Source organism: Marininema halotolerans (genome assembly GCF_900116235.1).
GTDB lineage: Bacteria > Bacillota > Bacilli > Thermoactinomycetales > DSM-45169 > Marininema > Marininema halotolerans.
Window position 1 is genome coordinate 94,735 of the sequence record NZ_FPAA01000001.1, and the last position, 17,169, is coordinate 111,903.

General features: G+C 45.8%; 14 protein-coding genes. 5 read left to right on the forward strand and 9 right to left on the reverse strand.

What is annotated here, in order from left to right; translation table 11 throughout:
• Window positions 1–72: 72 nt before the first annotated feature.
• From CHX35_RS00470 to CHX35_RS18110, 4 genes are all read right to left on the reverse strand, one after another.
• Entirely contained in the window at window positions 73–1,713 is a 1,641-nt protein-coding gene (locus CHX35_RS00470; RefSeq protein WP_176391800.1) for a helix-turn-helix domain-containing protein, read from the reverse strand.
• Between the two features lie 468 nt (window positions 1,714–2,181).
• Window positions 2,182–2,565: an aspartate 1-decarboxylase gene (locus CHX35_RS00475; RefSeq protein ID WP_091832224.1), complete on the reverse strand. Its 384-nt coding sequence runs from the start codon at window positions 2,563–2,565 to the stop codon at window positions 2,182–2,184.
• A gap of 49 nt (window positions 2,566–2,614) precedes the next feature.
• A complete protein-coding gene (locus CHX35_RS00480; protein ID WP_176391801.1) occupies window positions 2,615–3,352 on the reverse strand; it encodes a YheC/YheD family protein in 738 nt (245 codons plus the stop codon).
• Between the two features lie 159 nt (window positions 3,353–3,511).
• Window positions 3,512–4,240 carry a C40 family peptidase gene (locus CHX35_RS18110; protein WP_091832231.1) on the reverse strand — a complete coding sequence of 243 codons (729 nt, stop codon included), beginning with the start codon at window positions 4,238–4,240 and terminating at the stop codon, window positions 3,512–3,514.
• Window positions 4,241–4,734: 494 nt separating this feature from the next.
• Here CHX35_RS18110 and CHX35_RS00490 point away from each other — a divergent pair, with 494 nt between their 5' ends.
• The 4 genes from CHX35_RS00490 to ptsP all read left to right on the forward strand — a co-directional run bounded on the left by CHX35_RS00490 (window position 4,735) and on the right by ptsP (window position 10,011).
• On the forward strand, window positions 4,735–7,416 hold the full coding sequence (locus CHX35_RS00490) for a sigma 54-interacting transcriptional regulator (protein WP_091832234.1): 2,682 nt from the start codon (window positions 4,735–4,737) through the stop codon (window positions 7,414–7,416).
• 217 nt (window positions 7,417–7,633) lie between these two features.
• Window positions 7,634–7,957 (forward strand): PTS sugar transporter subunit IIB, encoded by a 324-nt coding sequence (locus CHX35_RS00495; RefSeq protein WP_176391802.1) that lies wholly within the window; start codon window positions 7,634–7,636, stop codon window positions 7,955–7,957.
• A 45-nt stretch (window positions 7,958–8,002) separates the two neighbouring features.
• The gene (locus CHX35_RS00500; RefSeq protein ID WP_091832240.1) at window positions 8,003–8,269 is read left to right on the forward strand and encodes an HPr family phosphocarrier protein; all 267 of its coding nucleotides are present in this window, start codon (window positions 8,003–8,005) and stop codon (window positions 8,267–8,269) included.
• 29 nt (window positions 8,270–8,298) lie between these two features.
• Window positions 8,299–10,011 carry a phosphoenolpyruvate--protein phosphotransferase gene (gene ptsP, locus CHX35_RS00505; RefSeq protein ID WP_176391803.1) on the forward strand — a complete coding sequence of 571 codons (1,713 nt, stop codon included), beginning with the start codon at window positions 8,299–8,301 and terminating at the stop codon, window positions 10,009–10,011.
• Window positions 10,012–10,082: 71 nt separating this feature from the next.
• Here ptsP and bioC read toward each other — a convergent pair whose 3' ends face one another.
• The 5 genes from bioC to bioA are packed head-to-tail and all read right to left on the reverse strand — an operon-like array spanning window position 10,083 to window position 14,857.
• Window positions 10,083–10,886, reverse strand: coding sequence for a malonyl-ACP O-methyltransferase BioC (bioC, locus tag CHX35_RS00510; RefSeq protein ID WP_091832246.1), 804 nt, complete (start codon window positions 10,884–10,886; stop codon window positions 10,083–10,085).
• A complete protein-coding gene (locus tag CHX35_RS00515; protein WP_091832249.1) occupies window positions 10,886–11,602 on the reverse strand; it encodes an alpha/beta fold hydrolase in 717 nt (238 codons plus the stop codon). The genes bioC and CHX35_RS00515 overlap by 1 nt, the downstream gene beginning before the upstream one ends.
• On the reverse strand, window positions 11,602–12,801 hold the full coding sequence (gene bioF, locus CHX35_RS00520; protein WP_245838568.1) for an 8-amino-7-oxononanoate synthase: 1,200 nt from the start codon (window positions 12,799–12,801) through the stop codon (window positions 11,602–11,604). Before bioF ends, CHX35_RS00515 begins: the two co-directional genes overlap by 1 nt.
• Window positions 12,780–13,517, reverse strand: coding sequence for a dethiobiotin synthase (gene bioD / locus CHX35_RS00525; RefSeq protein WP_091832255.1), 738 nt, complete (start codon window positions 13,515–13,517; stop codon window positions 12,780–12,782). The genes bioF and bioD overlap by 22 nt, the downstream gene beginning before the upstream one ends.
• Complete coding sequence (gene bioA / locus CHX35_RS00530; RefSeq protein WP_091832258.1) at window positions 13,514–14,857, reverse strand: adenosylmethionine--8-amino-7-oxononanoate transaminase; 1,344 nt, start codon at window positions 14,855–14,857, stop codon at window positions 13,514–13,516. Before bioA ends, bioD begins: the two co-directional genes overlap by 4 nt.
• A gap of 368 nt (window positions 14,858–15,225) precedes the next feature.
• Between bioA and CHX35_RS00535 the strand changes: the two genes are divergently transcribed.
• Window positions 15,226–16,149, forward strand: coding sequence for a patatin-like phospholipase family protein (locus tag CHX35_RS00535; RefSeq protein ID WP_091832261.1), 924 nt, complete (start codon window positions 15,226–15,228; stop codon window positions 16,147–16,149).
• Window positions 16,150–17,169 lie beyond the last annotated feature (1,020 nt).

Sequence of the window (17,169 nt, forward strand, 5' to 3'; positions counted from 1 at the left end):
GTTTTGAGTATACCACGAGGTTAAAAGTATCGTCAAAATTAAAAGGGTGACCCATAAAGGGACACCCTTTTCTCATTTATTCACGATCACATGAAGCGTTTTATTCGCTTTAATGCTTTGTCCGTTAATCGTTACATCCACTTGATCCGGCGAGCCAATCGTTACCCACAAATCCTTGGCTTCGCCCTTTTCAGATTCAAATGGGAAGGTTTCGCCATCCTTTAATGTCACATCTTTAAGATAGCCTTCCTCCGCATTCTTTTGCTTTCGGATTTGTAACCACGATCTCCCCTTCGCTTTAAAACGGAAGGAAACCGCATCGGGTTGGCTTAACTGATACTCACTCAGCCCAGGACCTTCATTGACCGCCAGCAATTGAGCCGTACCCTGCTCTTTTTTGCCTGTTTCACTCTTTGAGCCCTTTTCTTTCACACTGGATACCGTAACTTTTTTAGTCTTATGTGGGGAATCCCCCATAAAATTGGACGTTGCGGCCCACACAGTAACGGGAATCAAAATAATCACAAGTGCCACCCAACGACCGACAGCTGTTTTGGGAATAGAAAGGCCTTTTTCAGCTATCCATAACCCAGCTGACTTCAATCGACCAGAAGCCTTCTCTGGTGTATTCACCCTACGCAAACGTTGCGTATTGGATCGAGAGATTTCTCCAGGAGGAACAATCGCAGGAAGGGTGGAGGTCGACTCACTCCGTTCTGAACGGGAAGGGAGGGAATCTTCCATCTCCTTGGGTTCCTCTTGATAGGAAGACATACTTTGTCCTCGCGGAGGTAAACCCGATGAAGATAAAGAATCCATGGTCGTGTAGCTTTCACTCCGGGAGGGAATTGCCCCCTCACTCGGTGATGCTCCCTGATCATAGGGCTCATCTACCAAAGACCTCTCTTCTTCTTTATAAGGGTCTGCCGGTTCGCTTTCAAAGGAATCTCGTGGTGGAATAGTCTGTTCGGATCGATCATCCAACGCCATCTCCGATGAATCGAGGGTCATCGTATCTTGAGACACGGTCCTTCTTCGACCACGGGAACGTGGAGGTAACTCTCCTCCTTCATCCAACGGAAGGGATGGGGAAGTCTCTTCTCCATTTCGGCCAGCGCTATCCTGTTCCTCTTCTTTCTTTAGTACCGGAACATTGAGCGCCTTCATCTTTAAGGTTTGAGTTAAGTCAGAAACAGACCATTTTTTTGATTTTGATGTCGCTGAACGGGAAGGAAGCTCCCCTTCATCCAAGTCCGATGCTTGTGGCTCTTCTGGAAGTGCCTCATTCCCCTTCATATTATGAAAGGGATCATAATCCTCATCCGAACCATCACTCATACGGATGGGTTGAAAGGATTGGGTATTCTGGGAGGGTTCTTGATCCGTCGTCGAACGTGGATCTGCTTGTTTAGTCATCGGACTAAAAACACCGGTTTGTTGAGTGTCCGCACCCTTACTCCCATCTTCCTCTTCGCTTCCATCCTGCACGGGACGATAATGCTTTAGCAAATAGGTTGGTTCCAGATTAACTTTTTTCGCAACAGTACGAATATATGAACGGACGAAAAATGGACTGGAAATTTTATTTAATTCTCCACTCTCCAACGCTTTCAGCGTACCCATATCAATTTGAGTCTGATTCTGTAAATCTTCTAAGGATAGTCCTGCTTTTTCTCGGGCTTGTCTGAGTTGATTTCCAATCTCAACCCACATCGTTGTCACCTCCGAAAATGGCCCTCCTTGTGAAATCAAATTCACTAAATAGGACAGCCGTTCCCACGAAACTGCTAAAAATATCGTATTAATCGACGGCTGATAACACCCATCTACCATCGGATGATGCTTGATCATGTTACAATAGTAGAGCGTAAAGCATGATTACATTCCCGTAGCATAATCGTTGTCACAAAAGGACATACTCATCTGATTATCATAAAGGAATCTATCTGAACAATCAAGTAGAGACAAGGGAGGGATCCGTCTTTGAAAAAACTAGTTGCTAATATCTATCTCATTATTCTCATCGGTCTATTTTTCCTCGTACTACTTTTTGGAGGAAGTCGATTTTTCTTTAATTAAATGGATTGAATAGCTAATGAATTTTCCTCGATAATAAACAAGCAGCAACGGATGCGATTAGACGCATCCGTTGCTGCTTGTGAAGCATTCGATATACCATAACTACTTCCATCCTGCAAAAAGTCCTGTAACCTTCCTTACTTGGGTCACTCGATTCTTTTCATCCACTAACACCACTTTTGGCTTTAAGGAATCCAACTGGTCTTCTTCGACCCAACCCAAATTAAGAATTACCACTAAGTCACCGGGCTTGAATAGGTGAGCAGGCGGACCATTTAAACCAACGACTCCCTCTTCATCCACAGGAATTGCATAGGTTTGCCAAAGTGTGGCATCTCGCAAACTAGTAATCTGTAACATCTCATAGGGAAGAATCTCAGCCGCTTTCATTAAGGAACGGCTTAGAAAGATACTCCCCTCATAATCCAAATCAGATTGAGTCACCGTCGCCCGGTGAATCTTTCCTTTGCACATCCATCTTCGCATTTACCTCCCACCTCCTTCAAGCATGGGGAGCTTGTAATCACCCTTACTCTTAGGATGGGGATCGTTGAAATCCCATAATTCTTCGATACATGCTCTGATCTTTCAATTTTAAGAATGCTTTAAATCTCGGTTTTGGATTTGCCTCAATGATCCATACTTTACCGTCTCGATCAATCCCCATATCAAATCCAACCACTCGTTGCCTAGGGGATGAATTGCCAAGGTGTTGAGCAGCCTTAAGTGAGACTCTTCTTAGCTCTTGTAAGACCTGGTCAACATTGGCATGTGCATTGGAGCGAGTAATTGCTTGATCTACGGGGAATACCGTCCCCCCAGATCGGCCATTGGTAATAAAATAGCCCTTTCCTGCTGCTTTGGCCACCCAGCCTGTTAGCACCCAATTTGATTGAGGGCGTCGTTGTGTGACTGTCCGAATCGTAAAAGGACTACCATTAATTTGCGCAAGGGGAATGCATTGCTGAATTAAATACCGCGTTTTTACCGTAGAGGGCTGTTTATTCACCCAATTCACCAAGGAAAGTTCGTTGGGAAAGTCCCTAATTTTTTGGTTAATTTGAACATTGTATCTCCCACCAGGAAGAGAACGAATAAGGATTACCCCATGTCCACCCGTTCCTCCTGAAGGCTTCAATACTAACGAACCATATTTGCGAAGCATTTCGACAAATGCCCCTTGCGAATATAGCATGGTCGTTGGAACCGAATTTTTCACGCTATCTACTTTCATTAAATTTCGATGAATAACCCATTTGTACGAAACCTTCATTGTCGAGCAGCCTCCCTCTTTCGCCCCGCAAGTATTTGCCGTTATCAAATCCAGTATATGTACGAGAAATCGCTTTCGCATAGGTATCCGCCTTGATACACTCCGTGATCAAAAAAAAAACACTGACATCTAGTCAGCGTTTAACATCCTATCCTTATATCATGGACGTACTCGGGTTCCATATAGGAAGCCCCAATCCAACCATGCAGCGGACATTTTATCGTAGCGTACTCCACCGCGACCCCAGGTGTGTAGCACTTTCCCATCACCAGCATAAATGCCTACGTGACCAATCTTTCCATTGGTTTTCTTCAATTTGAAGAAGACCAAATCGCCTTTTTTCAACTGAGAACGAGATACTTTCGTACCCACTTTCCCTTGATCACGAGCACCTCGGGGAAGTTTTACGCCATTTTGACCAAAGACGTATTTAGTGAAAGAAGAACAATCGAAGGAGCTGGTGTTACCAACTTTTGCGCCCCATTTATATGGAGTGCCCAGGTATTTGTCACCTGTCGCAATGATACGATCACCAAAGGCATCGCTCGTTACAGGCGTTGTTGGTTTTGTCTTCTTTTTAGAAGGCTTTTTCTCAGTAGAAGGTTTTTCCTTATCAGAAGGTTCCTGCTTCTTCTTAGAAGGTTTCTTCTTCTTAGAGGACTGCTTGTCCTTGTTTGCAGAAGGGTTCTTTACCTTATAATAACCCGTTTGCTTTTTCAGCTCTTCTAGTTTTTGCTGTGTTTTCTCAAAAAGTGATTGTTGTTTTTGAGAATCTTGCTTTGTATTTGCTTTTGCATCAACGGATGCAGAAAGTGGAACGACCGACCCAATCAATACCAGAGCAGTCGCAATTGCCAATACTTTTTGAAACCATTTTTTGTTCTTCATGATATCCTCCCTTTATCTAGGTGTGATGTCATTTAGATCAGGGCTGAATCCCCACCGCCTGGAATTACAGGAAGTTCGCATGGAGTTTTGTTATGCCTATTCATTCAAAGATGAGGCACCCTTCATTGAATAACCCAACTCTCTCTCTCTATCATGCGCCTCCAGAATCGCCATCCCTTGGTTGGTGAACGAATCAATCCCTGGTAAATCACTGTCATATTACCACACAAACTCCCAATCATAGGATTCCACATTTATACAAAAAAGTGATGAATCCATACAAAAAAACCTGTCATTCCCTCAATCAAACATGCCTCTCTCTCGTAATGGCAAGGGATACAGCGCTTCTGCTTTCTACATTTACACATTATTAAACTAGCAATAAAAGGATATAAAACCGTATATTACACCCTTTTGATTCTCGAAAGAATAGCCCCTCTATTGAATTAATCTGTGCAAAGTGTGTAAGATGATAGGGAATGGAGTGAGAAAGAATGACACAGTTGGAGTATGTAGAAAAAGCCCTGGAGAACCTCGCTGGAGAAAGTGGGATCACTGCTACAGAACTTGCCCAACACCTTCAGCTTTCCCGTTCTTCGGTGAGCCGCTACTTAAATGCATTAACACAACAAAAGCGAGCCAATAAACAACCCGGACGTCCTGTCCGTTATTATCCAATTCGAAATTTTATCGATTCCTCTCTTCACAAAAAGCCAGTCTATTTTCCACACACTTCCTCCCCTAATCAACCTTTCACCTTTACACAACACGAGAGTATGAAGCCATTACTCCAAGAAGCAATGGCAGCGATGCTGTATCCTCCCCATGGTCTACCCATTCTTCTACATGGTGAGACAGGAGTAGGAAAGAGCCATCTTGCCCACACGCTCTATCAATGGGTTAAAGAAACCAGCCAAAAAAACGATTCCTTTCCATATATTTCGTTCAACTGTGCGGAATACGCACAAAACCCTGATTTATTGTTAGGTCAACTTTTCGGCGTTAAACAAGGAGCCTATACAGGGGCGTCCGAACGAGTCGGTCTTGTGGAACGCGCTGCAGGTGGCGTCTTATTTCTTGACGAGATTCATCGCCTGCCACCCTCCGGACAAGAGATGCTTTTTCAGCTCTTGGATCAAGGACGATATCGGCGCCTAGGTGAGGCCGATCAAGAACGAAGTGCTCACCTTCAGTTAATTGGTGCCACTACTGAAAATCCATCATCCGTATTATTACCCACCCTCATCCGTCGCTTTGCCCTATCACTCACCCTCCCTCCTCTACGAGAGAGAACACCCACCGAAAGAGAAGCGTTACTCAATCTCTTTCTAAGGCAAGAGGCAAAAAAAATGAGCGTACCCTTAGTGATTGAACCTGCATGTAGACACGCATTTCTTACCTATGATTGCATAGGGAACACTGGACAGTTACAAAGTGATATACAAACAGCCTGTGCGCGCGCGTTCCTTCGTCGCCTCCATCATCACGAAGGGGAGGTCACCATTCTTCCCGAGGACCTTCCACCCGCAGTAACCCAGGCGCTACAATCATCTGCGAGTCCTTCATTGTCGTTAACCAACACAACATCATCCCCTAAAAGCCCTTCGTCTCCTACTGCGCTTTACAGCACACTCTTACGCTTATCAAAGGAGCTAGAGGAGAAAGGGTATAGTCCCTATGAACGGATTCGTCATTTACAAGAAGAGGTGGATAAAACCTTAGCTAGCGATCACGTAACAGAAACCGAGTGGCAGGGAAAAGGGCTGATCGATGAGGAATTGATGGCTTGGATTCGGCAGTCCATCCCAACCGATATCCTAAATTCGCTCTCCCCTAAGGAGTTCATCTCTTTAAGCCTGCATATTCAAGCGTTATTGGAGGAAAATCGTTTATTTGTCCATGCACCGCTACCTGTTTCCATTGACCTTCCTCCACCTGTCCGCCATGCAGCTCAAAGATTGGCTGAACAGTTGGCCTCTGATCACTCCCTTTCCCTTCCTCCTGGGGAAATCGAATTATTGGCCCTTCTTCTCTCCCCTCGCCCACAAAGTGAAAAATCCCACCCAGCCAATCGTCATGTTGCTGTGCTGGTAGCTGCCCACGGCAATGCATCAGCGCAATCCATGGCCGATGTAGCCAACTCGCTACTTGGAGAAAGTCTTGTCCATGCCGTAGATATGCCCCTTTCCTTATCCCCATCCTCCGTATTCGCTCGAATTCGGGATGTGATACAACAGATTGATCAGGGGGCAGGTGTGTTAATGCTAACCGATATCGGCTCCCTCACTACCATTGGCGAAGCAGTGAGTGATGATACAGGGATCCTTGTAGAAACCCTTAGCGATGTCAGTTTATCCATGGTCATTGATGCAGGTCGTAAAACCTTGTTACCCAATCGAGATTTATCTTCCCTCGCCACCTCAGTAAGTAGTCGCCGGATAGGGTTGCATACACAATCACCCATCCCTCATTCTTCAACAGAACATTCCCGTGTGATTGCAACCCTGTGTTTAACCGGGGAAGGCGCAGCACTTTCCTTAGAAAATTGGATTCGGGAGCATATTCTTCCCACCCATCCTGATATTCAAATCCGTCCTGTTGGTGCAGGAACCAAGCATGAGCACTCTCCACTACTCGCCCATCTTGCTAAGCGATATCAGCTAGTCGCAGTGATCGGTACCGTCGATCCAAAAATGGATCATGTCCCCTTCTTTCCAGCATGGGAATTGCTTCAGTCTGAGGGGCCTGCTCGTCTTAATCGTTTACTGGAAGCAAGTCGTCCTTATCCGGATATGAATCCATCCCCGATCACCAGCGAAGAAATCCCCTCCCTGGCGGAGGAAGGATTGCTTGAAATCTCGGAATTTCTACAACCCCGACGATACTGTCAGCGAATGGATAAATTGATGGTTAAAGAACGAGTTCATCTAGGTATTCCGCCAGAACAAGAGCTTGGGATATGGATTCACCTTGGCCTGATCACCGACCGTTTATTGAAAGAACGGATCACAGGTGAAAGGGTGACGAAACCCCCACCACCAGCAAAGGAAGGCCCGCTTCCTTCCTTGTCGATATGGGAAAGGATCTTGTCGGAACTTGCTAGCACCTTCGAACTCGATTACTCCCAGGGATATGCATACAGTCTTGCCACCCTGACACCGAAAGAAGAGCGATAAGCCAAGCCGATTCAACTCCCACTGTCTAATCTGTGCAATCACCTTATAAGTACCATAGTGATCCCCTGCTAAACACGGCAGGGGATCACTTTGGCATAGAAATTGCTTTACATATGAATGCCACAACATTTTTAGATAGCGGTATCGGTTACGCATGAGGAAAGCCACCCAGGTAAGAATAACGGTGATTCTTCCTCACAAAGGAAGGGAGCATACTATGAAGGATGAACGTCCCCTGCGCTTTTTGCTCTTATGCCTCCTCGGCACTACTTCACAGTTTTTAGCGGCTCGTATCCAGGAACACGCAACGAAAAAAGGAATTTCTCTGATTGTCGAAGCATCAGCGGCCATACCTGCTCGTCACATGGACACCTATGATCTGATCTTGTTTTCGCCACAGGTTCATCATTTACGTGCAACATGGCCCGAATCTGGACAATCTCCCTCCATCCCGATCTTATCCATTGATGCCAAATCCTTTGCCCTTATGAATGGAGAGGCGATCTTAGAACAAGCACTTTATACCCTTTCCGCTTCGTAATCAAAGGAAAATGGTTTAAATTTAACAAAAAAGCGAGGAATAGCCATGAACTACGAAGAAACAGTGACCATCCCCAACGAAACCGGTCTTCACGCTCGCCCCGCCTCCCAAGTTGTTAAGACAGCGGGTGCTTACCAAAGCAAGATTCGATTAATTAAAGGTTCTCAAGAAGCGGATGCAAAAAGCCTACTCGGTGTCATGTCCCTCTCCGCAGGAAGAGGAGATGAGTTAATCATCCGTGCAGAGGGAGACGATGCAACTGAAGCGGTCAAAGCCCTGTGTCAACTGATTGAAACACAGGAAATGAAATAAAGAAACTCTCCGTTGAAAGGATGATCCCGATGCCTTCGGAACGCTACCAAGGAATTAGCGCTGCCCCCGGCTTAGCCATCGGTCGAGTCGTCTGGTGGCGCAAGGAACAACCCAAAGTAGAACATTACAATGTTTCTGATCCCACTTCCGAGCTTAAAAAATTAGAAGATGCTGTACAACAAGCAAAAGAACAGATTCAGTACCTACGCAACACCACAGCCGAGCGAATGGGTGATGACGCAGCTGCGATCTTTGATGCTCACTTGGCTTTTTTAGAGGATCCTGCTTATATCGGCGAGATGAAACAACATATTCAAGAACATCATAAAAACGCATCAGCCGTCTGCCAGGAAATAACAACACAAATGGTTGAAATGCTCGCCTCATTACCCGATGAGTACATGCAGGCACGTGCGGATGATATTAAAGATGTCGGAAATCGCATTTTATTGCTGTTAGCAGGGATAACGCCCTTTGATCCCTTAACATTGGAGTCCGGTAGCGTTGTTGTCGCAAATGAACTGACTCCATCGGATACCGCACAATTTCCGCCGGGTGTTGCCGCCATGGTGACTGCCCGTGGGTCCAAAACCGCCCATGCTGCCATCATGGCACGCACACTCGGTATTCCTGCGGTTCTAGGATTAGGCGATCAATTACAGGAGCTCTCCGAAGGCGATCTGCTCATCATTGATGGTGATGGGGGTACCGTCGAACAACATCCATCCACCCAACGACAAACAGAAGCCCGTAGCACGATCAAACATCACCAGCAGCTTCGGGACCAAGCACTTGAAAAAGCATCATTGGACGCCACTACATCCGATGGTAAACGAATACAGGTCTTTGCCAATATCGGTAGTCCAGGAGATGCGGATCAAGCGTTAGCCAATGGAGCGGAAGGGATCGGCCTTTTTCGGACGGAATTTCTTTATCTAGAAAACGATCACTGGCCCACTGAAGAAGAACAAATTAAGGCATATAGCCACGTTCTTAAGGCCTTTCAAAACAAACCGGTCATTATCCGCACACTGGATATTGGGGGAGACAAAGACCTACCTTATGCCAACCTTCCTAAAGAGGACAACCCCTTTTTAGGTCACCGCGCGATCCGTTATTGTCTTGCCAACCCGGCCGTTTTTAAAACCCAACTGAAGGCACTCCTTCGCTCAAGTATTCATGGCGATCTGTGGATCATGCTTCCAATGGTCGAAAACCTCTCAGAGATACAAGAAACGAAGTCCCTTCTTGATGAGTGTCGCAGGGAATTAACCCAGAAAAACATCCCCTTTGCTGAAACGATTAAAGTAGGAATTATGATTGAAGTTCCTGCTGCAGCGATCTACGCGGATGTGTTGGCTAAGGAAGTTGACTTTATGAGCATCGGCACCAACGATTTAACTCAATATACCCTAGCGGCTGATCGTGGCAATGAACAAGTGGCACATCTTTATGACGCAGCTCATCCTGCAGTCTTACGACTTGTGAAAAAAACCTGCGAAGCAGCAAATCAAGCAGGGATCATTGCAGGCATGTGTGGTGAGTTAGCTGGTGACACGATGATGGCTGAAATCCTGATTGGACTTGGTCTTCATGAACTATCCATGAGTGCAGGAGCTATACCAGAAATGAAAGAACAGGTTCGCCAGATACACAGCACCTCGGCACAGAAGCGAGCCGATGAAGCCCTACTACAGGGATCTGCAGACGCTGTTCGCCAATCGGTAAATCCTTCATTCTAAACGGTTAGAAAAAGAGGTTCATTCTATCGAGCAAGACGAACTCGAATAGAATGAACCTCTTTGATTACTCACTAAACCCTTTGCCCCCACATCCAGACAGCTTCAAAGGTAGCACTTACCCCATCAGTAATGGAATAGCGACAATCATACCGCTTTAAAACCTCTGATAACAGTCGTCCTGCCATGATCGATGAATGATTGAATTCACTATGGGTTGCACCCATACCACGGATGGCACGTACAAATTCACGCGCATTCTTATAATAAAATGGATAGTTATAGGCATTGGATTGCACTGATGTAAAAGCAGCTTGCTCCATTCTTTGTTGCCATTCTTCGCTACCATGTAATTCTAAGCCATGGCGTACAATAGGTAACCCTCGTTCCACTTCTACTTCCCGAAAAAGGGTATGTAACTCTTTAAATGTCCCAGGCCCAAAGGTCGATGCAATCAACCATCCACCTGGTGAAATTCCGCGAACCAATTTGGTAAAGGTTTGATTTGGCTGTGAAAACCACTGCACCGTTGCATTGGAAACGATCAGATCAAAAGGCCCCTCCTTCTCCCAATTGACCACTTCCGCATCGCAAACCTTAAAGGTAACACGATCACCCCATCGCGTCTGGGCCTGGTTTACCATCCTTTGAGAAATATCTACAGCAAGAATGGAAGCCTTGGGAAAGGATGAAAGCAGTTGTCCCGTAAGATATCCCGTTCCACATCCAATCTCCAAGATGCGATTGACATGATGGATCGATAACTGATCCATTCGAATCATTAATTCCATTGCCATCTCTCGTTGGATATTCGCATGCTGATCATAGGTCAACGATGCGCGACCAAATTGTTGCGATACGGTCGCGTTATTCCCCATCAAGCCTCCATCCTCTCTACTAACCACTTATGAAATCGTTGCTCCTCTGTCCAGAAAGGCAGATGCCCTGCCCCTTCCCATACTTCAAGGGTTGCATTTGAAAGGGATGAATAAAGTCGGCTCGCGCCCTCAGGAGGACAGATGTGATCTTCCTGACCACTTAGGAGATAGGCTTCTACTCCTAAGGAAACATTCTCTTGATACCAATCGAAAGTGGCCAACATTTGTAGACCCCCTCGCATCTCCCTATCCGTAGGCATTGTTTGACGATGGGTTTGCCACCTTTCTCCTTCTCCCCTCGCTTTTTCCCTCTCCGAAAATAGGCGGGTATCAAAGTCTCGCAGTGTACCCTCTACATCCTTTTCTATTCGTCTTTCCATCCGCCGTAACACACGGCTATCCCACCCGTGAGAATCATTCTGGCGCACAAAGCGTCCCGTCGAGCCAATGAGAAACAATTGTTGAATACACTCGCTGTAGCGTTGAGCCAATTGTAACGCGAGGATCGCACCAAGTGACCATCCTACCATACGAATAGGAGAAGGTAAGGCAACAAATTTTTCTTCCGCTCGCTCCAACACCGCCTGAGCACTCCCACAACCCAGAAAATCGACGTGTTCATGTATCAGATGAGGTGCCATCTCCACGACACCTTCCCATACCGAGGAATCCACCGACCACCCCGATAACCATAATACCGAACCGGATTGTGCCATTAGATCACCCCTAATTGCTGACCTGTCTCAATAATCGCCGTTATGGCTTGGTGAAGATGACTCTCCTCCATCGTTGCCATCAAGGTAAAACGAAGCCTTGCCTCCCCTTCTGGCACGGTCGGTGGACGAATTCCAACTGAGAGCACCCCTCGCTCACAAAGAAGATCGCTAAATTGTACGGCTTGCTCAGCACCACCAACCATTACCGGGATGATCTGGGTAGTGGATCCACCGGTATCGAAACCAGCCTGACGAAGTTGATTACGAAAGACATTACTATTCTTTACTAAATCGTTCCGTAAATCTTCACGCTGTCGCACCAATCTTATAGAAGCTCTGATTCCTGCAATCACTGTCGGAGGAAGTGCCGTCGTATAGATGAGACTGCGACACGTATTCTCCACATACTCGATCCATTCTTTTTTACCAGCAACATAAGCACCTGAGACACCATAAGCTTTGCTAAAGGTACCCATGTGAAAATCAACACCCTCTGTCACACCTAAATAATCAGCAGTTCCTTTTCCCTCAAAACCGAGCACACCCCCGCCATGTGCATCGTCAATCATGAGTGCAGCCCCAAACTTCTCCTTCAATTGAACGATGTCCGCTAATGGTGCGATATCTCCATCCATGCTAAATACCGTATCGGTCACAATCAATCGATTACGAATTCCACCACGATCCGCTTCTTTTAATTGCCATTCCAAATGGTCCAGATCGTTATGACGATAACGATAGAGACGAGCTCCACTCAGACGAATACCATCAATGATACTGGCATGATTTAAGCGGTCACTAAACACCACGTCCCCCCTTCGTAGTAAAGAAGAGAGCACCCCGATGTTCGCGGTATAACCACTTGTAAAGACGATTGACGATTCAGTCCCCTTATAGGAAGAAAGCTCTTCTTCCAGTTCAGCTGTTTCCTTCGCATGACCGACGATCAATCGGGAAGCAGTAGCGCCGGCACCTAAACAAGCGCCCTCCTGTTGGGCCTTGATCAAGGTGGGGTGGTTAGCTAATCCGAGGTAATTATTCGAGGATAAGTTGATGAGTCGCTTTCCATCACGTATCAGCACGGCTTGGACCGCTTCACTTGTAGGAATTGATTTTCGTAAGCGGCCTTGGTCACGAATCATTGCCATCCGTTGACGAATCTCCTGATCCCATGCACTCATCCCTTCCCACCTCGCCATATCCGTTCATCCTCTAATCGCTTGATTAAACCATCCAGTTGAACATGCGTGAGGATCTCCTCTTGTAAACAAAGTGAAGTCGGCTCTTGATCCTTCCATGGAATCGTCCCTAGCACAGGTACCTGCGCAACTTCTTCAATAAAACGTGGATTATGAGGTAGATCCGGCGAGGAATCTCCTTGCTTTAATCCATTTAAGATTACTCCAGCAGGCTCTAATCCACGAGTACGAATGGCTTCTGAGGTCAGTGCCGTGTGGTTAACTGTCCCTAATCCTGGACGGGCAACAATAAGTAGTGGCCAACCGATTTCTTCGGCTAAATCGGCAATGCTCCACCCTTCGCCCATAGGTACGAACCATCCACCCGCTCCTTCGATTAAAAGAACATCCCATTTTTCCGCCTGATTTTCAATCCGATTCACCAGCCCGGCACGATCCACCGACTCCCCCTCCAACTCTGCCGCAAGACCAGGCGCAACAGGTGCGGACCAACTGTAGGGGACAATTTCCTCGATGAAGTCGGGGGTACCACTCCACACCTTTAGTAGCATGCCGTCTCCTGCTGGATCCTCACGCAGGTGACCACTTTGTACGGGTTTTATCACACCCACTCGGTATCCATGACTCGACAAAGCACGGGCAAGCCCTGCTGTTATCCTGGTTTTTCCTACTCCCGTATCCGTTGCTGTTACAAAAAAACCACGCCCTTTTATCATGAACCCGTAACCTCTCGAATGGCTTGGTTAAGAATGGACACCATGGCTTGCAGCTCTTCCTTCGAAGATACCAATGGGGGCAAAAATGTAATCACATCCCCTAAGGGACGAGTCAACATTCCTAGCTCACGGGCGTATCGACACACCTTGGCTCCCATTGCTTCTTTCCAGGGATAAGACTCCTTCGTCTCCCGATCTTGCACCAATTCGATACCGACCATCCAACCAAGGCGACGGACTTCACCCACATGGGGAAGCTGCGCAGTTTCGGACAACAGCTGACCTAACCACGCATCCAACGCTTGCACATGCCCGATTCGATTCTCTTTTTCATAGAGATCAAGACTCGCAAGTGCAGCGGCACAGCCGAGCTGATTGCCTGTGTAGGAATGGCCGTGAAAAAAGGTTTTTCCCTCAGCGTGATTTCCCAAAAACGCATCATAAATTTCATTTGAAGCCAAGGTTGCTGCAACTGGTAGATAACCACCGGTCAACTTTTTACCAAGACACAATAGGTCGGGTTCAATCCCTTCATGTTCACATGCAAACATCTTACCCGTCCGTCCAAAACCAGTCGCAACCTCATCCACAATCAAAAGCGTTCCATACGCTCGACACAAACCTTCGACTTCCTTCAGATAACCTGAAGGCATAACAATCAGACCGCCAGCCCCCTGCACCATCGGCTCAACCACGATGGCTGCAATTTCACTCCCCTTTTCATCCAAAACAGTGCGTAACTCCTTCAGAGAAGCTTCCATACACTCCTGTTCCGTACCTTGAAAACGATAGGGATAAGGGTACGTTACTCTTTCCACAGGAAAGATCAATTGACGAAATGCTGAGTGAAAGCGATCAATCCCCCCTACGCTTACCGCTCCCACGGTATCCCCATGGTACGCATTCCCCATACTGAGAAAACGTTGGCGCTCGGATTGACCACGATGTTGCCAATATAAATAAGCCATCTTCAGAGCAACTTCGACTGATGTGGCTCCACTATCAGAATAAAATACTTTTTGCAAACTTTCGGGTGTAATCGCTACCAATCGTTCCGCTAGTAAGATAGCGGGAACATTAGCAGACCCCAACAAGGTCGAGTGTGCGATCTTTTCGAGCTGCTCCATAATTGCTTGGTTAATTTCTTCGCGATTGTGCCCATGCGGATTCACCCACACCGAAGCATTCCCATCATAGTATTCCTTCCCCTTCACATCAATTAGCTTGACCCCTTCACCGCGCTCAATGATTAAGGGCTCATCCTCGCAATATTCTTTCATCTGGGTAAAAGGGTTCCATAAGTACTGTCGATTCTTTTCTAGGAGTTCCTCATAGGTCATTTCCGTGATTCCTCCTTATTGTCAACAATGCATGCATTTAAAGTTTACATTTGGAATATAACATGACCATGTTAGGTCGTCCACCGGCTCGAAGAAGAAGACCGCGAGTCCCCCTTCAATTAACCACGGATAACAATCAAATAAGCACTCTTCCAAAAATAAAAGGTACTTATCATCCTCGCATAGATTATTTAGAAGCCATTCAATTGATGCGAATGCCGTTCCTCTATACGCCAATGAAGCGTACAATGCAAAATTGAACCTCCCCCACCTACTTTGTTGAGGTGGAAGTATTCTCAGCTTTATTAGATCAATGAAGGCATTTGTACAATAGACCCTAAAAATCCCCAGGCAAAGGAGAATGATTTTTGGAACCAAGAGGAGGAAAATACAGAATTATTTCCATTGATGGTGGAGGGGTACGGGGTATTATTCCCACTACGTTTTTGGAAAGGCTAGTCAAGCGGTTCCCAAATCTCATTCAATCAGCTGATCTTTTAGCAGGGACATCGAGTGGTTCCTTCACTAGTTTAGGGTTAGCATCAGGAAAAACCCCCGCTGTTATTTCTCAATTTTTTGAGGAAAAAGCTCCAATTATCTTTTCCAACCCACGCCAGGGCATTGTAAGTCCCATCTATTCAAATGTAAATTTAATCGACTCTATTCGGGATTTTTTATCCACGAATTACCGTCTCAATGAATTGCGACAAAAGGTAGTTGTTCCTTCATTTCTGAAAAAGAACCAAGCGAATGTTTGGCAACCCGTTCTTTTCAACAACTTCCCTCATTCACGAACAAGTAAAAGAAGAGTACGGTTTGTATCCCTAGCATCATCTGCGGCTCCTGTCTATTTTCCATCCTATGCAGGCTTTATTGATGGCGGAGTCGTTGCTACTAATCCAAGTATGGCTGCATTATCGCTAGCACTCGATAGACAGGCAGGTAGGCAACACCCGATGGACATTGTCATGATCTCTATAGGAACGGGATTTAATCCGTATTATTTGCCCCTCAATACGCCATGGGGGGCTCTTCAATGGAATAGAAACCCCAACCAAGATCCTTTTCAACCGGAATCACCCCTTCTAACCGTTCAGGTTGATGGGGCGAATGAGGTAACCACTCAATATAGCCAACACCTCTTAGGGAAAAAGTTCTTTCGATTAAACTTAAATCTAAAAGCCAATAAATATCCACTGGACGATGCTTCATCGATTCCAGCCCTTCGTGCGATGGCAGAACAAGCAAACTTAGCTGGGATAACCCGGTTTATCCGTCAGCAATGGTTCTGATTAGATTTCCTTGTAGAAACAAGCGATCCTCCTTATTAACGGGATAGAATCACCCACTAAAAAAAGCGTTTCTTTTCTGACATAAGAAAAGAAACGCTTTTTTTCATTTGAGTTCACCCTGCTTCACTTCGGTATAGGCTACTTCCCCTTGCAATGACATCGTTACGAATAGAAGGAGAGTAATCAGTGAATCAGGATCTAGAGCGGTCCATAACACCATCCGAGAGTTAGAGAGATCAGGGTATCGGTTGTTCTACCCTCCTTACGGATCGCTATGACGGAATTTCTGGCATATCTAAATCTTCCTTCTGTAAAAGATCCATCGACTGTCCCCACCCGAATACGTTGATTGGTTCGGAAATTATTATTAATCGCTCTTTCAAGATCAGTGACATTATCCCTTTGTGTAACTAATGCTTTTTTGATCATGGCATTCACCTCGCTTTAAGGTACCTATTTTTTCAAAATCCTTTCAATCAATATTCACTTTATGAATTTCATCTTTATTTGAAAGGTACATCGGTCCAATACGTGAGGTCACTCAAGTAAGATGCATTTGTGAAAACAAAATGGGGTCACTGATACCATTTTGGGTCATCAATTTTAGGACGACCCTTGTAGACACCTTCAATAAGGTGACTTAGTAAATGAGAGATCCACTCGCACCATCTAGGGGTTTTAGGATTACTTCAAGAAAAACAACAATCCCCAGAAATATGAAGCTGAAAAGTAAGGATACCACCGTCAATATTCCCGCTCGGGTCCTATTGTGGATTTTAATTGCATGGGCCCATTTCATCGGCCTAATCCACAAAAAACCCCAAAAAATAGCGGCTAAAAAGAAAAACGTCATGAACCATTTCGATACAGTAAGAACAAAATCATAGATAACAAGAGCAATAACAACCACTGGGACTCCCCCAAAACCAAAGTAAATTATCTAAATTTTTATACTCTTTATTCTCAAAAGCAACTCAAGTAGAGTTTAGGACGATGTATACAAGGAGCTCTTATCGTGGG

What these genes read in the sequence shown, in the direction of transcription:
- CHX35_RS00470 (WP_176391800.1), bottom strand. Translation starts at nt 1,713, where the DNA reads ATGTGGGTTGAGATTGGAAATCAACTCAGACAAGCCCGAGAAAAAGCA.
- CHX35_RS00475 (WP_091832224.1), bottom strand. Translation starts at nt 2,565, where the DNA reads ATGCGAAGATGGATGTGCAAAGGAAAGATTCACCGGGCGACGGTGACT.
- CHX35_RS00480 (WP_176391801.1), bottom strand. Translation starts at nt 3,352, where the DNA reads ATGAAGGTTTCGTACAAATGGGTTATTCATCGAAATTTAATGAAAGTA.
- CHX35_RS18110 (WP_091832231.1), bottom strand. Translation starts at nt 4,240, where the DNA reads ATGAAGAACAAAAAATGGTTTCAAAAAGTATTGGCAATTGCGACTGCT.
- CHX35_RS00490 (WP_091832234.1), top strand. Translation starts at nt 4,735, where the DNA reads ATGACACAGTTGGAGTATGTAGAAAAAGCCCTGGAGAACCTCGCTGGA.
- CHX35_RS00495 (WP_176391802.1), top strand. Translation starts at nt 7,634, where the DNA reads ATGAAGGATGAACGTCCCCTGCGCTTTTTGCTCTTATGCCTCCTCGGC.
- CHX35_RS00500 (WP_091832240.1), top strand. Translation starts at nt 8,003, where the DNA reads ATGAACTACGAAGAAACAGTGACCATCCCCAACGAAACCGGTCTTCAC.
- ptsP (WP_176391803.1), top strand. Translation starts at nt 8,299, where the DNA reads ATGCCTTCGGAACGCTACCAAGGAATTAGCGCTGCCCCCGGCTTAGCC.
- bioC (WP_091832246.1), bottom strand. Translation starts at nt 10,886, where the DNA reads ATGGGGAATAACGCGACCGTATCGCAACAATTTGGTCGCGCATCGTTG.
- CHX35_RS00515 (WP_091832249.1), bottom strand. Translation starts at nt 11,602, where the DNA reads ATGGCACAATCCGGTTCGGTATTATGGTTATCGGGGTGGTCGGTGGAT.
- bioF (WP_245838568.1), bottom strand. Translation starts at nt 12,801, where the DNA reads ATGGCGAGGTGGGAAGGGATGAGTGCATGGGATCAGGAGATTCGTCAA.
- bioD (WP_091832255.1), bottom strand. Translation starts at nt 13,517, where the DNA reads ATGATAAAAGGGCGTGGTTTTTTTGTAACAGCAACGGATACGGGAGTA.
- bioA (WP_091832258.1), bottom strand. Translation starts at nt 14,857, where the DNA reads ATGACCTATGAGGAACTCCTAGAAAAGAATCGACAGTACTTATGGAAC.